This is a genomic window from Rickettsia philipii str. 364D (genome assembly GCF_000283995.1).
Lineage (GTDB): Bacteria > Pseudomonadota > Alphaproteobacteria > Rickettsiales > Rickettsiaceae > Rickettsia > Rickettsia rickettsii.
Map to the genome: position 1 here is coordinate 168,956 of NC_016930.1, position 19,102 is coordinate 188,057.

Consider the following 19,102-nt stretch of genomic DNA (forward strand, 5'->3'; position numbering starts at 1 on the left):
TGACAGAGATAGACAATTCACGTATCAAAATAGTAAAAAATTAATTTAATGACCAAAGCGTATAATATCATTCATCATAAATTTGACGTAGTAGTTGTAGGTGCAGGCGGAGCAGGTCTTCGTTCTGCATTTGGTATGGCTAAAGCAGGGCTAAATACTGCTTGTATAACTAAGCTGTTCCCAACCCGTAGTCATACTGTGGCTGCTCAGGGCGGAATTAGTGCGGCTCTTGGGAATATGGGTGAAGATGATTGGCGTTGGCATATGTATGATACGGTAAAAGGTTCTGATTGGTTAGGCGATCAGGATGCCATTGAGTATATGTGCAAAAACGCTCCCGATGCGATTTTAGAGCTAGAGCATTACGGCGTACCTTTCTCAAGAACTGAAGAGGGAAAAATTTATCAGCGTCCTTTTGGAGGGATGACAACAGAGTACGGCAAAGGAAAAGCAGCTCAGCGTACATGTGCTGCGGCAGATCGTACGGGGCATGCCATACTGCATACTTTATATCAACAGTCACTAAAACATAAAGTACAGTTTTTCGTTGAGTATTTTGCTATTGATTTATTGATGGAAGATGGTGAATGTAGAGGCGTAGTTGCGTGGAATTTAGATGACGGTAGTCTGCATTGTTTTAGAGCGCATAATGTAGTGCTTGCAACGGGCGGATACGGGCGTGCTTATTTTTCAGCGACGTCTGCTCATACTTGTACTGGTGATGGGGGCGGCATGGCGATTAGAGCCGCTCTTCCACTGCAAGATATGGAATTTGTACAGTTCCATCCGACAGGTATATATTCGGCCGGCTGTCTTATTACCGAGGGGGCAAGAGGCGAAGGGGGATATCTCGTTAATGCAAACGGTGAGCGTTTTATGGAGCGTTATGCTCCTGCTGCAAAGGATTTAGCTTCAAGAGATGTAGTTTCAAGAGCAATGACTATAGAAATCAGAGAGGGGCGAGGAGTCGGCGAGCATAAAGATCATGTATTTTTACATTTAAATCATTTATCGTCTGAGATTTTACATAGTCGTTTGCCCGGTATCTCTGAGACGGCTAAAATTTTTGCCGGTGTTGACGTGACTAAAGAGCCGATACCGGTACTTCCTACGGTACATTATAATATGGGCGGGATACCGACGAATTATCACGGTCAAGTCATAATCAAAGACGGTAAAAATCATAATAGCGTAGTAAAAGGGCTTATGGCAATCGGTGAAGCGGCTTGCGTATCGGTACACGGTGCTAACCGATTAGGATCAAATTCTTTGCTTGATTTGGTAGTATTTGGTAGAAGTTCTGCATTAAAAGCAGCCGAGCTTATTAAGCCTGCGAGTCCCCACAAGTCTATAAAAGAAGAAAGCCTTGAAAAAATTATAAATAGATTTGATAAAGTCCGTCACGCTAACGGTAATATTTTAGTTGCAGAGTTAAGGCTTAAAATGCAAAGAACTATGCAAAGCCATGCTTCGGTATTTAGAACTCAAGAGCTACTAGATGAAGGGGCAGGAATGATTAGCGAAATAAGAAGCGGCTATAAAGATATAAAAATTAACGATAAATCTTTAATTTGGAATAGCGATTTGGTGGAAGCCTTAGAGCTAGATAATCTACTTGATCAAGCTTTAGTAACGGTATATTCGGCAGCTGCAAGAAAAGAAAGCAGAGGAGCTCATGCACGTGAAGATTATCCTGATCGTAATGATGAGGATTGGATGAAGCATACTCTTAGCTCTATCGATGAAGCAGGTAAAGTAGTTCTTGATTATAAACCTGTGACTTTAACTACTTTAACCGATGAAGTAACAGCAGTCCCGCCGGTGAAGAGAGTGTACTGATTAATGTTCTTATGTCATTCATGCGAAAGCAGGAATCTAGAAACCTTTAATGTTATCCCGAGATTAAATCGCGGGATCCAAAAATGCTTATTTTTTAGATATCGTGGTCAAGCCGCGGTATGACAAGAAAAAAATATATATAAAATATGTTTGAGTATTTAATAAAGTTCTATCCAAAAATCTTTTTTATTGTAGAGGGCACTTTGGTAACTTTAAAATATAGCGTTATTGCTGTTATATTCGGTTTAGTAATAGGGATGCTGCTCGCTATTTGTAAGGTAAATAAAAATCATGCTTTAAGGCTTTTTGCAAATTTCTATACTTCTATTTTCAGAGGAACGCCTTTATTAATTCAATTAAGTATTATTTATTTTGCTTCACCTTATATCATAGGTATTAAATTTAGTGTGTTTATGGCGGGAGCTATTGCTTTTTCTCTTAATTCGGGAGCATATGTTTCCGAAGTAATCAGGGCAGGGATTAATGCAGTTGATAAAGGGCAGTTTGAAGCGGCTGAAGCTCTTGCTATTCCAAAGTTTTTAATAACGAAAGATATAATTCTGCCGCAAGCAGTTAAAAATATTTTTCCGTCATTAGTAAATGAGCTTGTAAATTTGATTAAAGAATCAGCCATTATTTCTATGCTTGGAGAAATGGATTTAATGCGTAGAGCACAAATTGTATCAATTGAAACATATAATTATTTTTTTCCAATGCTTATTGCTGCGTGCTGTTACTATATTTTAGTGATGTTAATCAGCTTTATAGCAAAAATAATTGAGAAAAAAATGATTGTTAATTAAAACATACTTGCTTTTATGGAAAAAGTAATTATAATTTAAATTTAGTGTAATTTACAAATTCTTATAATTTGTATTTAGAAATGATTGAAAATAAAGGGTGGAAGTATTTTCACCCTTTAATTATCGTATATATAAGTTTTTTTTGGAGTATTTTTTTTAATGCCGACATATAATCAATTAGTACGTTTTGGGAGAAAGTCAAAAACTCGTAAGACCAAATCTCCTGCCTTAGAATCTAATCCTTTTAAAAGCGGTGTTTGCCTAGTTGTAAAAACCGTTACCCCTAAAAAGCCTAACTCTGCACTTCGTAAGATTGCAACGGTGCGTTTAAGTAATAAAAGAACCGTAAATGCATATATTCCTGGTGAAAAGCATAGTGTAAAGGAACATGATAGGGTGTTAGTAAGAGGTGGTCAGGTGCCTGATCTTCCGGGGGTGAAATATCATATCGTACTCGGTGCTTATGATATTGCCGGAGTTAAAGGACGTAAGCAAGGTCGGTCACGTTACGGTGCTCCTCGTAAACAAGTTGCAGTTACAAAAAAATAAATTATTAGTTAGAGAGAAAAAATAAAATGTCACGTCGTCATGCCGCAGAAAAACGAGTAATTTTACCTGATATGAAATATAACAGTATTTTACTGTCAAGATTTATCAATAATATTATGAAAGAAGGGAAGAAAGCCCTTGCAGAGAAAATTGTTTATTCAGCCTTTAATAAAATTGAAAAGAAGCATAGAGTTGATCCGTATCAAGCCTTTAATAATGCTATGCATAACGTGAAGCCGCATTTAGAAGTAACTTCGGTTAGGGTTGGAGGAGCTAATTATCAAGTTCCGACTCATGTTGATGAAAGAAGAGGATATGCCCTTGCTAGCCGTTGGATTATTAATGCTGCATCAAAACGTTCTGAAAAAATGATGATTGATAAACTTGCCGAAGAGCTGTTTGAAGCTTCTAATAATAGAGGTGTTGCCATTAAGAAGAAAGAAGATACTCATAAAATGGCCGAAGCTAATAAAGCTTTCTCTCATTTTAGCCCTAAAAAAATGAAATAAGGTAGGGTAATAATGAGTAAAATAAATAAACTTGAGCATATTCGTAATATCGGTATATGTGCTCACATTGATGCCGGTAAAACCACAACTACCGAACGTATTTTATATTATACCGGTAAATCGCATAAAATAGGTGAAGTTCATGAGGGTGGTGCTACCATGGATTGGATGGAACAAGAACAAGAACGCGGTATAACCATTACCTCAGCTGCTACTACTTGTAGATGGCAAGATAAAATAATTAATATTATCGATACTCCTGGACACGTTGACTTTACTATCGAAGTAGAGCGTTCGCTTCGTGTTCTTGACGGTGCAGTTGCAGTATTTGACGGTGTAGCAGGTGTTGAACCGCAGTCAGAAACGGTTTGGAGGCAAGCAGATAAATATAATGTTCCTAGAATGTGTTTTGTCAATAAAATGGACAGAATGGGAGCAGATTTTTATAGATGCGTTGAAATGCTCAAAGATCGTTTAGGAGCAAAACCGCTTGTTATTCAGTTGCCTGTAGGGATTGAAGAAAATTTTAAAGGTATCATTGATCTTATTAAAATGAAAGCAGTGATTTGGAAAGATGAAGCACTTGGAGCTGAGTATTTTGAAGAAGATATACCTGCCGATATGAAAGATAAAGCTGAAGAATATCGTGCTAAATTACTTGATATGGTTGTTGAGTTAGATGATCATGTTATGGAAAAATATTTATCAGGTGAAGAAGTAACAGCAGAAGAGATTAAAAGATTAATCAGAAAAGGTACTATTTCAGCAGCATTTTATCCGGTTTTATGCGGTAGTGCTTTTAAAAATAAAGGGGTACAGCCTTTACTTGATGCCGTAGTAGATTTTCTACCTTCGCCTATTGATATAGGTATAGTAAAAGGTATGGAAGTAAGTACCGGTGAAGAAACAGATTTCCCTATTTCGGTAACTGAGCCTTTTGCAGCTTTAGCATTTAAAATTATGAATGACCCATTTGTCGGTTCATTAACTTTTATTAGAATATATTCAGGTAAAATTACTTCAGGAACAACTGTTATTAATACCGTAAAGAATAAAAGAGAAAAAATCGGTAGAATGCTATTAATGCATGCTAATAATCGTGAAGACGTAAAAGAAGCATCAGCAGGTGATATAGTAGCTTTAGCAGGTCTTAAAGATACTACCACAGGTGATACGTTATCTGATATTGATCAGCAAGTAATCTTAGAAAGAATGGAATTTCCAGAGCCGGTAATTGAGCTTGCAGTAGAACCTAAATCAACAGCCGATCAAGAAAAAATGGGCCTTGCACTTTCTCGTTTAGCAGCTGAAGATCCATCATTTAGAGTGTCAACTGATTATGAAACAGGACAAACAGTGATAAAAGGAATGGGAGAGCTCCATTTAGAAATTATCATTGATCGTATGAGAAGAGAGTTTAAGGTCGAAGCAAATATTGGAGCTCCTCAAGTAGCATATCGTGAAACTATAACAAAAGTTTGTGAAATTGATTATACCCATAAGAAACAATCCGGCGGTGCAGGACAATTTGCTCGTGTAAAAATTATTTTTGAGCCTCTAAAAGAGGTAAAAGATCTAAAAGATGAAGATAAAAATAAAATTTTTGTCTTTGAAAGTAAAATCATCGGCGGTACCGTGCCTAAAGAATATATACCAGGTGTTGAAAAAGGATTAAATAATATTAGAGAAACCGGTGTTATTGCCGGTTATCCTATGATTGATTTTAAAGCAACTTTAGTTGACGGTGCGTTTCATGATGTAGATTCTAGTGTACTTGCGTTTGAAATTGCTGCAAAGGCAGCATTTAGAGAAGGGATGCCGAAAGGTAATCCTAAATTACTTGAGCCGATTATGCAAGTTGAAGTTATCACTCCTGATGAATATATGGGTGATATTATAGGCGATTTAAATAGTCGTAGAGGACAAATTCAAAGAATGGATCCAAGAGGGAATGCTCAAGTAGTTACTGCGAATGTTCCTTTAGCGGAAATGTTTGGTTATGTTAATACGCTTAGGTCTTTATCTCAAGGTAGAGCTCAATTTAGTATGATATTCTCTCATTATGATCAAGTGCCGAGTCAAGTAGCTGATATTATTAAAGCTAAAAAATAATTTAGGGGTGAGGTGTCACGTCTTACAGAAATACATGTTGTTTTGCCGTGGCAGCTTATAAATTAACAGTACTGTTTGTTATAGTAATTTTTTAATAATAACAAATATTTTTAATAACTTTTATTGATTTTTTATTAAAAATATGATAGGAGTGTAGCTCAATTGGTAGAGCGCCGGTCTCCAAAACCGGAGGTTGCGGGTTCGATACCTGTCGCTCCTGCCATTATAAGCTTAGAGCTTTTTTGCTATAAAATATAGAATTTTTACAAAATTTGCTTATAGAGAGAAATTTGAAAGAGGTACTTCACCTCGAATCGCAGCGTACATACTAGTATGTGAGAATTCCAGTGCTGGATTATCGTCTCAATGGCCTTTAGAAGTAGCATTTTGTAAGAAGTCTAATAAATTACCTAACAAAAATATGTTTAAAGAATATAAAATTTATAAGTTTTTTGAACAAGTTAAACAAGAAACTTATAAGGTAGTTTGGCCAACTAGAAAAGAGCTTGTTGCTTCAACGTTAGTAGTGGTAGTAGCAGTTTTTATTTTTAGCCTAACTTGTTTGGTACTTGATTATAGTATACATAACATAATGCAGCTTTTGCTTAATATCGGCAAATAGTATAAGGAATAAATTGTGACAGCACAGAGTATAGATAATATATTGCCTTCTTCTGAAAAAAATGTAAAGCAGTGGTATGTAGTACATACGGCATCAGGAGCAGAGAAACGCATTAAAGAAGATATGCTTAGAAAAATCGCTAAACAGAACATGACGGATTTTTTTGAAGATATATTAATACCTGTTTTTGGAGTTTCTGAAGTTAAACGCGGTAAAAATTTCAAGGTAGAAAAAAAACTAATGCCGAGTTATATCTTGATAAAGATGAATATGACTGATAAATCTTGGCATTTAGTAAAAAATATATCTGGAGTAACCGGCTTTTTAGGAAGCAAAACCACGCCAAAAGCTCTTACAGAAAGTGAAATACAAAATATTTTTAATAATTTGGAAGCAGAAGCTAAAGAAGCAAAGAATTCTAAATTGTATGAAGTTGGTGAAATAGTGACTGTTACAGATGGTCCTTTTGAAACTTTCATGGGTACAGTAGAAGGAATAGATCAAGAAAAAAATAGGTTAAAAGTTTCAGTTGCAATATTTGGTAAAGCAACTCCAATAGAACTAAATTTTAATCAAGTAAAGAAAAATGATTAAAAGTTGGACTAAATACGGTTTATTAATTACTTAAGCTGTATTGTACGAATGTTCAGGATGTCATTGTTGCGGGATAATGCGTCGTCATAGCCGTAGGCTGCGTGGCAATCTAGGAGAAATAATAAAAAACTTCTGATTTACAGAATTTTTTTCTGCCTTGTTTTGTCAAAACTTACAGCTTTTCCTTGCAATGATGGGAAACAAGATCCATGCAATTGTTACAAAGTAATATTAATTTAAGAGAAAAATAAGGATATTTATAAATGTCTCAGAAAGCAATAAAAGGTTATATTAACTTGATAATTCCAGCTGCTGGAGCCACTCCTGCACCTCCTATAGGACCGGCCCTAGGACAAAGAAAAGTTAATATTGCAGCATTTTGTAAAGATTTTAATGATGCTACGCAAGGTATGGAAAAAGGAATACCTCTGCCAACCGTAATTACCGTTTATGAAGATAGTAGTTTTTCTTTTAAAATAAAAACTCCTCCTGCTTCTTACTTTTTAAAGAAATATGCTAAAATTACTAAAGGTTCTAGTGCTACTAAAAAAGAAGCCGTAGTAGGTAAAGTTACTATGGATGATTGTCGTGAAATTGCAAAGTTAAAAATGCCTGATTTAAATACAAAAAATATTGAAGCAGCAACAAAAATTATTTGTGGTAGTGCTGCATCTATGGGACTTGAAGTAGTAGGGAATTAATTATTATGTCAAATAAGAAAGATGTTGCTGTAAAAATTAGCGGCGGTAAAAAAATAAGAGAAGCTAGAGAAAAAGTAAAATCAGATACTTTATATAATTTAACAAATGCAGTTGAACGATTAAAATCAGCATCATATGTTAAATTTGATCCAACCTTAGAAATAGTTATGAAGCTTGGAATTGATTCTAGGCATTCCGATCAAATGGTACGTGGTGTAGTTAATTTACCTGCCGGTACAGGCAAAACCGTAAGAGTTGCCGTTATTTGTAAAGAAGAAAGAGAAGAAGAAGCTAAAAGTGCCGGAGCAGATTTAGTAGGTTCAACAAATATTATTGATGAAATTAAAGCAGGGAAAATTAATTTTGATGTATGTATAGCTACTCCCGATGTGATGGCAGCTATAGGTTCAGTTGCAAGAATTTTAGGACCCAAAGGTTTAATGCCTAACCCTAAACTTGGTACCGTAACTTTAGATATTAAAAATGCTATTAAAAATGCTAAAAGCGGTCAGGTAGAATATAGAGCAGAGAAAGCAGGTATAATTCATGCAGGGCTTGGAAAATTATCTTTTTCAGACCAAGATTTATTAAAAAATTTAAATGCGTTTATTGAGGCAGTAATTAAAGCAAAACCTGCCGGATTAAAAGGAAGTTATTTAAAAGCAATGTATTTATCTTCTACTATGGGAGCATCGGTACAAATAGATTTAACTAGTATAGCATAATTTTTATAGCCGTTTAACGGTAGTATAGTAATAATAAAAAAATTTTGTTATTTTAAGCATTTGTATCAGTTTAAATATATTAAACTGTATTATAAAAGGAGAATTAAAAGGTGTTAAGATCAGAAAAACCGGTAGCAGTAGAGGATATTGTAAATATTTATAAAGAATCGCCCTCTATAATTATTACTCATTATCACGGGTTAACCGTTAGTCAAGTGAGTGCGCTTAGAGAATCACTTAAATCTAAAGAAGCAGGTTTTAAAGTAGTTAAAAATACTTTAGCAAAAATAGCTGCAAATCAAACAGGGCTTAATAGTATTGCTAATTTATTTGCGGGTCCTACTGCTATTGTTTATTCTAAAGAACCGGTTGAGATGGCAAAATTAGTAGTTAATTTTGCTAAGGCTAATGATAATCTTAAGATTATCGGTGGAATAGTAGATAATCACGTATTAGATGAACATTCAATAAAAGAACTTTCTAAGCTACTTACACTTAATGAGCTTAGGGGTAAAATTATTGGGTTATTACAAGCACCGGCTACTCAGGTTGTAGGTGTTTTACAAGCCCCATCTTCGAGTATGGCGAGAGTAATACAAGCACATGCTAGTAAAAATTAACTTAAAGGTTACTGCATCAGGTATTTTAATTGATAATTAAAGAGCTGTTATAGTGAAAATTAATAAGGTTTTTTATAGGATATTATTCTTATTTTAAAAAAGTCTTATAATTTGAAGCACAAAAGAATTTAATTAACTTTAAAATGCCTGATGTAGTAATCTCTCAATATAAAAAAAGTAAAAAGGAAAAAATTATGGCAGATTTAGCTAAAATTGAAGAACAATTATCATCATTAACGTTAATGCAAGCAGCTGAGCTTGTGAAAATGCTAGAAGAAAAATGGGGTGTATCTGCAGCAGCTCCTGTAGCTGTAGCAGCTGCCGGTGCAGCAGCTCCTGCGGCGGCTGAAGCAGTAGCTGAAAAAACTGAGTTTGAAGTAGTTTTAACAGCTGCTGGTGATAAGAAAGTTGAAGTAATTAAAGTTGTGAAAGATATCACAGGTCTTGGTTTAATTGAAGCTAAGAAATTAGTTGATGAAGCTCCAAAGCCGATTAAAAGCAATGTGAAAAAAGCAGAAGCAGACGAAATCAAAGGTAAGTTAGAAGCTGCTGGAGCAAAAGTTGAATTAAAATAATTATTTCTGCACTAGGTTCTGTAAAGAAAAGTTGAATTATTCGTATTTTAGATAGTTTTAAGTAAAAATTAATAAGATTCTTGTTGAAACAGTTGTTGTTATTCCAAGAAAAATCTTATAATTTTTAATCAAAAACAACTAAGTATAGATTAATTTTTTTACAGGACCTAATGTTTTTGCATTACAGATGAAATATTTTATAGCTTTAAATTAACTTCTTAAAATCCAAAAAGCCTTATTCAAATTTTAATTACTAAATAAGGCTTTTTGGATTTTAAGAAGTTAATTTAAAGCTAATTTAAGTTATTTTTTTGCAATAGGATAAAGCTATTACATTAAAAGTCTTATTGATTAAAATAATTTGGTTAATGTACCATACATCTAGAAGTTTAAATTATTGAAGTTTTCTAGGTTCTGTGAACATTTATAATTGATTTTTAGTGAAAATTAATGAGATTTTTGAAGGAATAGCTACCTATTTTAAAAAAATATTATAATTTGTTGCAACAAACAAATAACCAAAATCAAATCTTTTTGGAAATGTTCGTAGAGCCTACACAAGATCTAAATAAGAAACTTACTAGGTTTCTTTAATTTAAGTTTTATGTGAAAAATTTTAAAACAGTATATTTTATTTTACTGCAAATTATAAGTATTTTATTGAAATAGGTATCTATTCCAATAAAAACTTTATTGTTTAAAATATAAATAATTTAAATTTTATATACAGAACCTAGGTTCTGAAGACTTTTGATTAATGATTATTAATTAGGAGATATTTTTAAGCGAAAATTAATAAGATTTTTGAGAGGAGAGTTTATTACTATTTCAAAAAAATCTGATGATTTACAGCTAAAAAGAGCCATAATTATGATTATTCTATTAAAAGTGCATAGGACCTAATCACTGTAATACGGGCAGTAATTTTATCAGTCAGGAGATTATATGGTTTCATTAAGGGATAATATAGAAGCACAACCCTTGTCACATAATAGAAGAATAAGAAAAAATTTCGGTCACATAAATTTAGTAGCAGATATACCGAATTTGATTGAAATTCAAAAAAATTCATATGAGAAAAACTTTCTACAGTTAAATATTAAAGATTCTGAAAGAAAAAACAAAGGTTTACAATCTATATTAAACTCAATTTTTCCTATTTCAGATTCCTCCAATGTTGCTAATTTAGAATTTGTAAAATATGAATTCGATACTCCAAAATATGATGTAGAAGAGTGCAGTCAAAGAAGTTTAAGTTATGCTGCTCCTCTTAAAGTTACTTTAAGATTAAGTATTTGGGATATAGATGAGGATACCGGTACTAGAGAAATTAAAGGGATTAAAGAGCAAGAAGTATATATGGGTGATATCCCATTAATGACTAAAAACGGTACTTTTATTATCAACGGTACGGAAAGAGTAGTTGTATCACAAATGCATCGCTCACCTGGTGTATTCTTTTATCATGATGAAGGAAAAGTCCACTCTTCCGGCAAGCTTTTATATTCTGCTCGTGTTATTCCATATAGAGGGTCTTGGCTTGATTTAGAATTCGACGCTAAGGATGTTATTTATTTCAGGATTGATAGAAAAAGAAAGCTTTATGCTACTACTTTGCTTAGAGCTATAGGTATGAGTACTGAAGAAATTATAAAATTTTATTATAATTCAGTAACTTATAAGCTTGTTAAAAATAAAGGTTGGGCGGTTAAATTTATACCTCAGCATATTACTGCTCATCGTTTAACAAGTGATTTAGTAGATGCAGATACTGGAAATATTCTACTGAAAGCAGGACAAAAAATTACTCCGCGTTTGGCTAAAAAATATTTTGGGGAAGGGCTTAATAATATTTTAGTAGCTCATGAAACTTTAATCGGCAAATATCTATCCGAAGATTTAAGAGATCCTGCAAGCGATGAAGTATTAGCAAAAATCGGTGAAATGATTACTGCTGATATGCTAAATGTTATTAATGATCTTAAAATTAAAAATGTTAACGTATTAGTAATCAATCCTCAATCCGGTCCATATATAAGGAACACCTTATTTGCTGATAAAAATCAGGATCGTGAGGCAGCATTATGTGATATTTTCAGAGTTCTAAGACCAGGCGAACCTGCTAATATCGAAGCGGCTGAAAGCCTGTTTTATAATTTATTCTTTGATACGGAAAGATATGATCTTTCAGAAGTCGGGCGAATAAAAATGAATTCTAGGTTAGAGCTGAATATTTCTGAAGAAGTTACGGTTTTAACAATTGATGATATTAAAAATATCGTAAGAGTTTTAGTAGAGCTTAAAGACGGTAAAGGTATCATAGATGATATTGATCATTTAGGTAATAGAAGGGTTAGATCGGTAGGTGAATTGATAGAAAATCAATTTAGAATAGGTTTAGTCCGAATGGAAAAATCTGTAATTGAAAGGATGTCGGCAGGTGATGTTGATACCGTAATGCCTCATGATTTAGTAAATTCTAAAATTTTAGTTTCAGTAGTAAAAGAATTTTTTAGTACCTCCCAATTATCCCAATTTATGGATCAAACAAATCCATTATCGGAAATAACTCATAAAAGAAGGCTATCGGCACTCGGTCCCGGGGGTCTTAGTCGAGATCGAGCAGGTTTTGAGGTGCGTGACGTACATCCGACTCATTACGGTCGTATTTGTCCTATTGAAACACCTGAAGGTCAGAATATCGGGTTAATTAACTCTATGGCTACTTATGCTAGAATAAATAAACATGGTTTTATAGAGAGTCCGTATAGAAGAGTTAAAGATGGATGTGTAACCGATGAAGTGGTATATCTTTCTGCTATTGAAGAAGGTAAATACAAAATCGGACAAGCAAATTCTAAAATTAATAAAGACGGAAAGCTGCAAGGAGAGTTTATTAATTGCCGTGTTGAAGGCGGTAATTTTGTAATGGTAGAACCGTATGAGGTAGACTTCATTGATGTGACTCCTATGCAGGTAGTATCGGTTGCGGCTTCTCTTATACCTTTCTTAGAAAACGATGATGCTAACCGTGCTTTGATGGGTTCAAACATGCAAAGACAAGCCGTGCCTTTAATTAAAACGGATGCACCTTTTGTAGGTACCGGAGTTGAAGGGGTAGTAGCTAAAGATTCCGGAGCGTCAGTGCTTGCATTACATGACGGTATTGTTGAGCAGGTAGATTCAAATAGAATCGTGATTAGAACTCTAGAACAAAAAGTTGACGGTTCTCCTTCGGTTGATATTTATAACTTACTAAAATTCCAAAAATCCAATCATAATACTTGTATAAATCAAAAGCCTTTAGTTAAGGTCGGTCATTACGTTAAGAAAAACGATATTATAGCTGACGGTCCTAGTACGGATAACGGTGAAATTGCTTTAGGTCGAAACGTGCTTGTGGCTTTCTTACCTTGGAACGGTTATAATTTTGAAGATTCCATTTTAATATCCGAACGTATAGTAAAAGAGGATGTATTTACATCTATTCATATTGAAGAGTTTGAAGTAATAGCTAGAGATACACGCCTTGGTCCTGAAGAAATTACCCGTGATATACCGAATGTAAGTGAAGAAGCGTTGCGTCATCTTGATGAGGTCGGAATAATTTATATAGGTGCAGAAGTAAAAGCCGGTGATATTTTAGTTGGAAAAGTAACACCAAAAAGTGAATCGCCTATTACTCCTGAAGAGAAGCTACTACGTGCTATTTTCGGGGAAAAAGCTTTTGACGTAAAAGATTCATCGCTGCATGTACCTTCTGGAGTGAGCGGAACTGTAGTAGAAGTAAGGGTATTTTCTCGTAGAGGTGTAGAAAAAGACCAGCGAGCTATTGCTATTGAAAAACAACAAATTGAAAAATTCGCAAAAGACAGAGACGATGAATTAGAAATTATTGAGCATTTTGTGTTTAGTTGGCTTGAAAAGCTTTTAGTAGGGCAGGTGATTATTAACGGTCCTAAGCAAGTAAAAGTAGGACAAACTATTACTACTGAAATGCTAAAAGGCTTATCTAAAGGGCAATTTTGGCAGATTACCGTGGAAGATGCAAATGTAATGAATGAAATAGAGCAGATAAAGACTCATTATGATGAGAAAAAAGAGGCTCTTGATAAAAGATTTGCTACTAAGGTAGAGAAATTGCAAAGTGGTGATGATTTACCTCAGGGAGCTTTAAAAGTAGTAAAAGTATTTATTGCAACTAAGCATAAATTACAACCCGGGGATAAAATGGCAGGAAGACACGGAAATAAAGGTGTTATTTCACGTATCGTACCTGAAGAAGATATGCCGTTTTTAGAAGATGGCACTGTTGTAGATATCGTTCTTAACCCTCTAGGTCTTCCGTCCCGTATGAATATAGGACAGATTTTAGAAACGCATCTTGGGTGGGCATCAATAAATTTAGCAAAAAAAATATCTACCTTAGTAAAGGAATATAAAAATAAACATATAGGTATTGAGCAGATTAAGAAATTCTTAATTGAACTGTATGGAGAAAATATTAATTCTATACTTGAAAGACCGGAAGAAGAGATTATCGCTTTTTGTAAGAAAGTAAGTAAAGGCGTACATTTTGCAACTCCTGTATTTGACGGAGCAAAAGTTCAGGACGTTAAAGATATGCTAAAGCTTGCTGGTCAAGACCCTTCAGGACAAGTGAAATTAATTGACGGTAGAACCGGTGAATATTTTGACCGTCTAGTAACCGTAGGACAGAAATATTTGCTGAAATTGCATCATTTAGTCGATAATAAAATTCACTCCCGTTCTATAGGACCTTATAGCTTAGTAACGCAGCAACCGCTTGGAGGTAAGTCTCATTTCGGCGGACAGCGTTTCGGAGAAATGGAATGCTGGGCATTACAAGCTTACGGTGCAGCTTATACGTTACAGGAAATGTTAACGGTTAAGTCGGATGACGTAAACGGTAGGATCAAAACTTATGATTCTATAGTACGTGGTGAAAATAATTTTGAATCAGGCATTCCTGAATCATTTAATGTTATGATAAAAGAATTTAGATCTTTATGTCTTAACGTAAAGCTTGAAGTAACTTCACGTTAAGAAAGACAGGTCATTTAAACAGATAAAAAACTTATTTTTTATCTGTTTTACTAGATTCCCGCTTTTGCGGGAATGACATGTAGGGTGCAATAAGAACTCTGGGTAGACTAAGGTCAATTTCAAAAAGAGCTAGGAGTGCACAAGGCGAGGAGCGGAGCGTATACTTAATACGTGAGCACCGCAGAACTTGTAGAACGACAACGCCAATTTTTGAAATTCACCGAGTATATACGAGTAATTTTTAAGGAAAAGTATTTATGAGCGTAGTAAATTTTTACGGACAATTAAGTAATACTCAACAATTTGATCAGATAAGGATTAATATAGCAAGTCCCGATCAGGTACGTTCGTGGTCTTTCGGTGAAGTAACAAAACCTGAAACAATTAACTATCGAACTTTTAAACCTGAGAAAGATGGTTTATTTTGTGCAAGAATTTTTGGTCCGGTAAAAGATTATGAATGTCTCTGCGGTAAATATAAGCGGATGAAAAACCGTGGCATTACGTGTGAAAAATGCGGCGTTGAAGTTACGGTTTCTAGAGTAAGACGTGAAAGAATGGGGCATATTGAACTTGCAGCTCCCGTTGCTCATATTTGGTTTTTAAAGTCGCTACCTTCAAGAATTAGTACACTTCTTGATATGACAATGCGAGATGTAGAAAAGATTCTTTATTTTGAAAATTATGTAGTAGTTGACCCAGGGCTATCGATTTTACAAAAAGGCGAACTCTTAACAGAGGAAGAATTACAGAAAGCAAAAGATAAGTACGGTGAAGATGCATTTACTGCCTCTATAGGTGCAGAAGTAATACAACAAATGCTTAAAGAGCTTGATTTTTCAAAGTTAAAGCAAGAGTTATACGAGGAATTACAAACCACTTCTTCAGAAGTCAAAAAGAAAAAATTAGTAAAGCGTTTAAAATTAGTAGAGAATTTTTTAGAGTCAGAAAACAAGCCGGAATGGATGATTATGGATGTTTTACCGGTTATTCCTCCTGAAATTAGACCGCTTGTTATGCTTGACGGCGGAAGATTTGCTACTTCAGACTTAAATGAACTTTATAGAAGAGTAATTAATAGAAATAATCGTTTAAAGAAATTAATAGAGTCAAAAGCTCCTGATATAATAGTCAGAAATGAAAAAAGAATGTTACAAGAAGCGGTGGATGCGTTATTTGATAACGGTCGTCGCGGTAGAGCAGCGAAAAATGCTAATAAGCGTCCATTTAAGTCATTAAGTGATATGCTTAAAGGTAAGCAGGGACGTTTCCGTCAGAACTTGCTAGGTAAGAGGGTTGATTACTCAGGACGTTCGGTTATCGTGGTAGGACCTGAGCTTAAACTTCACCAGTGCGGTTTACCTAAAAAAATGGCTCTGGAGTTATTTAAGCCGTTTATTTATTCTAAGCTTGAGTTGTACGGCATCGCTACAACTATTAAAGCCGCTAAAAGAATGGTGGAAGCTGAAAAATCCGAAGTGTGGGACGTGCTTGAAGAGGTAATTAGAGAGCATCCGGTTTTACTGAATAGGGCTCCGACGTTACATAGGCTTGGTATTCAAGCATTTGAACCGCTATTAATTGAAGGTAAAGCGATCCAGCTTCATCCGCTTGTGTGTGCTGCGTTCAATGCGGATTTTGATGGTGATCAGATGGCAGTACATATCCCGTTATCGATTGAAGCACAGCTTGAAGCTAGGGTATTTATGATGTCTACAAATAATATCTTAAGCCCCGCAAACGGTCGTCCTATTATTGTACCGGATAAAGATATAGTGCTTGGTTTATATTATCTAACCCTTGCATTTGATAATGAAGTAGGCGCAGGGATGATGTTCTCAGATTTAGCTGAGATGGAACATGCTTTATATAATAAATTTATAACTATTCATACAAAGATAAAATATCGCAGAAATCAGTTAAATGCCGAAGGTAAAATGGTCCCTGTTATCATTGATACTACTTACGGTAGGTTAATGGTCGGTGAGTTATTGCCTTCTAACCCTAATATAGAATTCAAGTTTATTAATAAACAACTAACTAAAAAAGACATATCATTAGTTATAGATTTAGTTTATCGTCACTGCGGTCAAAAAGCTACGGTAATTTTTGCCGATCAGCTAATGAAACTAGGTTTTAAATATGCTTGTTCTTCAGGTATTTCTTTTGGAATGGACGATATGGTAGTACCGGAATCTAAGAGTACTCATATCAACGAAACTCAGCTTGAAATAAAAGAATTTGAACAACAATATTCAAACGGTTTAATTACTTACGGAGAGAAATATAATAAAGTAGTCGATGCTTGGTCAAGATGTACCGATAGAGTAGCAAACGACATGATGAAAGAGATTGCTACGCTGCCGGTTAATGATGCTCCAAATCATCAGAAAATAAATGCTATATATATGATGGCTATTTCCGGAGCAAGAGGTTCTTTCCAGCAAATTAAGCAGCTAGGCGGTATGCGAGGTTTAATGACCAAATCAAACGGTCAAATTATACAAACTCCTATTATCTCTAACTTTAAGGAAGGATTAACTGAATTTGAGTGTTTTAATTCTGCTAACGGAATGCGTAAAGGGCAAATAGATACGGCTTTAAAAACAGCAAGCTCAGGTTACTTAACAAGAAAATTAGTAGATGTTGCACAAGATTGTATTATTACTGAAAAAGATTGTGGAACTGATAAAGGAATTGAAGTTAAGAGTGTTATTGAAGGTGGAGAAGTTATAGTACCTTTAGCTGAAAAGATTTTAGGTCGTACTGCTGCTATTGATATATTTCATCCGGTAACTAATGATCTAATTCTCAATAAAGGCGAGCTTATTAATGAAGCAAAGTTAGAGCAGATTGAGTCGGCAGGACTCGACAGAATTATGATTAAATCCGTATTAACCTGTGAAAGTACTACCGGTATATGTAGCATATGTTACGGTAGGGATCTTGCTACCGGTACATTAGTATCAGAGGGTGAAGCAATTGGGGTTATTGCTGCTCAATCTATCGGTGAACCGGGTACGCAGCTTACAATGAGAACTTTCCATATCGGAGGAGCGGCAACAAAAGGTGCTGAGGTTTCTTCCGTAGACGCTTCCTATGACGCAAAAGTGAAAATTATAAGTCGTAACGTTGTGATTAATTCTGAAGAACGCAAAATTGTTATGAGCCGAAATTGTGAATTATTATTGCTTGATAATCACGGTAATGAAAAGGCTCGTCATAAAATTCCATACGGTGCTAGATTACTTGTTGATGATGGTGATATGGTGATTAAAACTCAAAAACTAGCAGAATGGGATCCTTATACTATACCGATTATCACGGAGAAGTCAGGTAAAGTTTTATTCAAAGATATGGTTGAGGGTATTTCTATTCGTGACGTAACTGACGAAGCTACCGGAATACCGAGTAAAGTTATTATTGAATCAAAGCAATATTCACGCGGTGCAGAATTACGTCCGCGTATACAGCTTTTAGATGCTAAAGGTGAAGTTATCACCTTATCAAACGGTTTAGAAGCTAGATATTACTTGCCGGTTGGAGCAGTTTTAAGCGTAGAAGACGGAGTACAAATATCGGTAGGTGATATCATTGCACGTATACCGAAAGAATCAACCACTACTAAAGATATTACCGGTGGTTTACCAAGAGTTGCCGAGCTTGTAGAAGCAAGACGCCCTAAAGATCATGCAGTTATTGCCGAAATTGACGGTAGAGTAGAATTCGGTAAAGACTATAAATCTAAAAGACGTATTATTATACATCCGATTGATGAAACAATGTCTATTGAATATATGGTACCAAAAGGCAAGCATGTTGTAGTTAACGAAGGTGACTTTGTTAAAAAAGGTGATTTATTGATTGACGGTAATCCGGTACTTCAAGATATTTTAAAAGTAATGGGCGTAGAGGTTCTTGCAAATTATATTGTTAATGAGGTTCAAGCCGTTTATCGTCTACAAGGTGTAAAGATTGATGATAAGCACATAGAAGTTATTATTCGTCAGATGTTACAAAAAGTAGAGGTTACGGATTCAGGTGGAACTACGTTATTAGCAGGTGAAAAAATAGATAGACATGAATTTGATGAGATAAATGAAAAAGCTATAAAAAATGGTTTAAAACCTGCTGAAGCACAATTAATATTACAAGGTATTACTAAAGCTTCTCTGCAAACTAGATCGTTTATCTCCGCGGCATCATTCCAAGAGACTACTAGAGTTTTAACTGAAGCAGCTATTGCTGGTAAAGTAGATAAGTTGCGAGGACTAAAAGAAAACGTGATAGTTGGACGATTAGTACCTGCTGGAACCGGTTACTTTATGGATAAAATGCGTAAAGCAGCCGTAAAGCTTGATGAAGAGAATGTATAAATATACTAAG

13 protein-coding genes and 1 tRNA gene are annotated in these 19,102 nt (G+C 34.8%); all 14 read left to right on the forward strand.

Translation table 11 applies throughout. The features are described 5' to 3' along the window. Positions 1–48: 48 nt before the first annotated feature. The gene (sdhA, locus tag RSA_RS00845) at positions 49–1,839 is read left to right on the forward strand and encodes a succinate dehydrogenase flavoprotein subunit (RefSeq protein ID WP_014364410.1); all 1,791 of its coding nucleotides are present in this window, start codon (positions 49–51) and stop codon (positions 1,837–1,839) included. Positions 1,840–1,985: 146 nt separating this feature from the next. Further along, positions 1,986–2,642, forward strand: a complete 657-nt coding sequence (locus tag RSA_RS00850; RefSeq protein WP_012150389.1) for an amino acid ABC transporter permease — start codon at positions 1,986–1,988, stop codon at positions 2,640–2,642. Positions 2,643–2,801: 159 nt separating this feature from the next. Then, entirely contained in the window at positions 2,802–3,191 is a 390-nt protein-coding gene (rpsL, locus tag RSA_RS00855) for a 30S ribosomal protein S12 (RefSeq protein WP_004996647.1), read from the forward strand. 26 nt (positions 3,192–3,217) lie between these two features. Next, positions 3,218–3,700: a 30S ribosomal protein S7 gene (gene rpsG, locus RSA_RS00860; RefSeq protein ID WP_012150390.1), complete on the forward strand. Its 483-nt coding sequence runs from the start codon at positions 3,218–3,220 to the stop codon at positions 3,698–3,700. 12 nt (positions 3,701–3,712) lie between these two features. After that, positions 3,713–5,812 carry an elongation factor G gene (gene fusA, locus RSA_RS00865; RefSeq protein WP_014364411.1) on the forward strand — a complete coding sequence of 700 codons (2,100 nt, stop codon included), beginning with the start codon at positions 3,713–3,715 and terminating at the stop codon, positions 5,810–5,812. Positions 5,813–5,959: 147 nt separating this feature from the next. Next, a tRNA-Trp gene (locus RSA_RS00870) sits at positions 5,960–6,035 on the forward strand. A gap of 198 nt (positions 6,036–6,233) precedes the next feature. Then, complete coding sequence (gene secE, locus RSA_RS07020; protein WP_012150392.1) at positions 6,234–6,434, forward strand: preprotein translocase subunit SecE; 201 nt, start codon at positions 6,234–6,236, stop codon at positions 6,432–6,434. A 15-nt stretch (positions 6,435–6,449) separates the two neighbouring features. Further along, positions 6,450–7,028: a transcription termination/antitermination protein NusG gene (gene nusG / locus RSA_RS00880; protein ID WP_012150393.1), complete on the forward strand. Its 579-nt coding sequence runs from the start codon at positions 6,450–6,452 to the stop codon at positions 7,026–7,028. Between the two features lie 263 nt (positions 7,029–7,291). Continuing rightward, positions 7,292–7,729 carry a 50S ribosomal protein L11 gene (gene rplK, locus RSA_RS00885; protein WP_004996639.1) on the forward strand — a complete coding sequence of 146 codons (438 nt, stop codon included), beginning with the start codon at positions 7,292–7,294 and terminating at the stop codon, positions 7,727–7,729. A gap of 5 nt (positions 7,730–7,734) precedes the next feature. Then, positions 7,735–8,454, forward strand: a complete 720-nt coding sequence (gene rplA, locus RSA_RS00890; protein WP_014362755.1) for a 50S ribosomal protein L1 — start codon at positions 7,735–7,737, stop codon at positions 8,452–8,454. 110 nt (positions 8,455–8,564) lie between these two features. Then, a complete protein-coding gene (gene rplJ / locus RSA_RS00895) occupies positions 8,565–9,074 on the forward strand; it encodes a 50S ribosomal protein L10 (RefSeq protein ID WP_014362756.1) in 510 nt (169 codons plus the stop codon). Between the two features lie 194 nt (positions 9,075–9,268). Beyond that, a complete protein-coding gene (gene rplL / locus RSA_RS00900; protein ID WP_014362285.1) occupies positions 9,269–9,649 on the forward strand; it encodes a 50S ribosomal protein L7/L12 in 381 nt (126 codons plus the stop codon). 945 nt (positions 9,650–10,594) lie between these two features. Continuing rightward, a complete protein-coding gene (gene rpoB, locus RSA_RS00905) occupies positions 10,595–14,716 on the forward strand; it encodes a DNA-directed RNA polymerase subunit beta (protein ID WP_014364412.1) in 4,122 nt (1,373 codons plus the stop codon). 257 nt (positions 14,717–14,973) lie between these two features. Next, positions 14,974–19,092, forward strand: a complete 4,119-nt coding sequence (gene rpoC, locus RSA_RS00910; RefSeq protein ID WP_014364413.1) for a DNA-directed RNA polymerase subunit beta' — start codon at positions 14,974–14,976, stop codon at positions 19,090–19,092. The last annotated feature ends 10 nt before the right edge of the window (positions 19,093–19,102 follow it).

Coding starts and splice junctions, on each gene's coding strand:
- sdhA (WP_014364410.1), top strand. CDS start 49: ATGACCAAAGCGTATAATATCATTCATCATAAATTTGACGTAGTAGTT.
- RSA_RS00850 (WP_012150389.1), top strand. CDS start 1,986: ATGTTTGAGTATTTAATAAAGTTCTATCCAAAAATCTTTTTTATTGTA.
- rpsL (WP_004996647.1), top strand. CDS start 2,802: ATGCCGACATATAATCAATTAGTACGTTTTGGGAGAAAGTCAAAAACT.
- rpsG (WP_012150390.1), top strand. CDS start 3,218: ATGTCACGTCGTCATGCCGCAGAAAAACGAGTAATTTTACCTGATATG.
- fusA (WP_014364411.1), top strand. CDS start 3,713: ATGAGTAAAATAAATAAACTTGAGCATATTCGTAATATCGGTATATGT.
- secE (WP_012150392.1), top strand. CDS start 6,234: ATGTTTAAAGAATATAAAATTTATAAGTTTTTTGAACAAGTTAAACAA.
- rplK (WP_004996639.1), top strand. CDS start 7,292: ATGTCTCAGAAAGCAATAAAAGGTTATATTAACTTGATAATTCCAGCT.
- rplA (WP_014362755.1), top strand. CDS start 7,735: ATGTCAAATAAGAAAGATGTTGCTGTAAAAATTAGCGGCGGTAAAAAA.
- rplL (WP_014362285.1), top strand. CDS start 9,269: ATGGCAGATTTAGCTAAAATTGAAGAACAATTATCATCATTAACGTTA.
- rpoB (WP_014364412.1), top strand. CDS start 10,595: ATGGTTTCATTAAGGGATAATATAGAAGCACAACCCTTGTCACATAAT.
- rpoC (WP_014364413.1), top strand. CDS start 14,974: ATGAGCGTAGTAAATTTTTACGGACAATTAAGTAATACTCAACAATTT.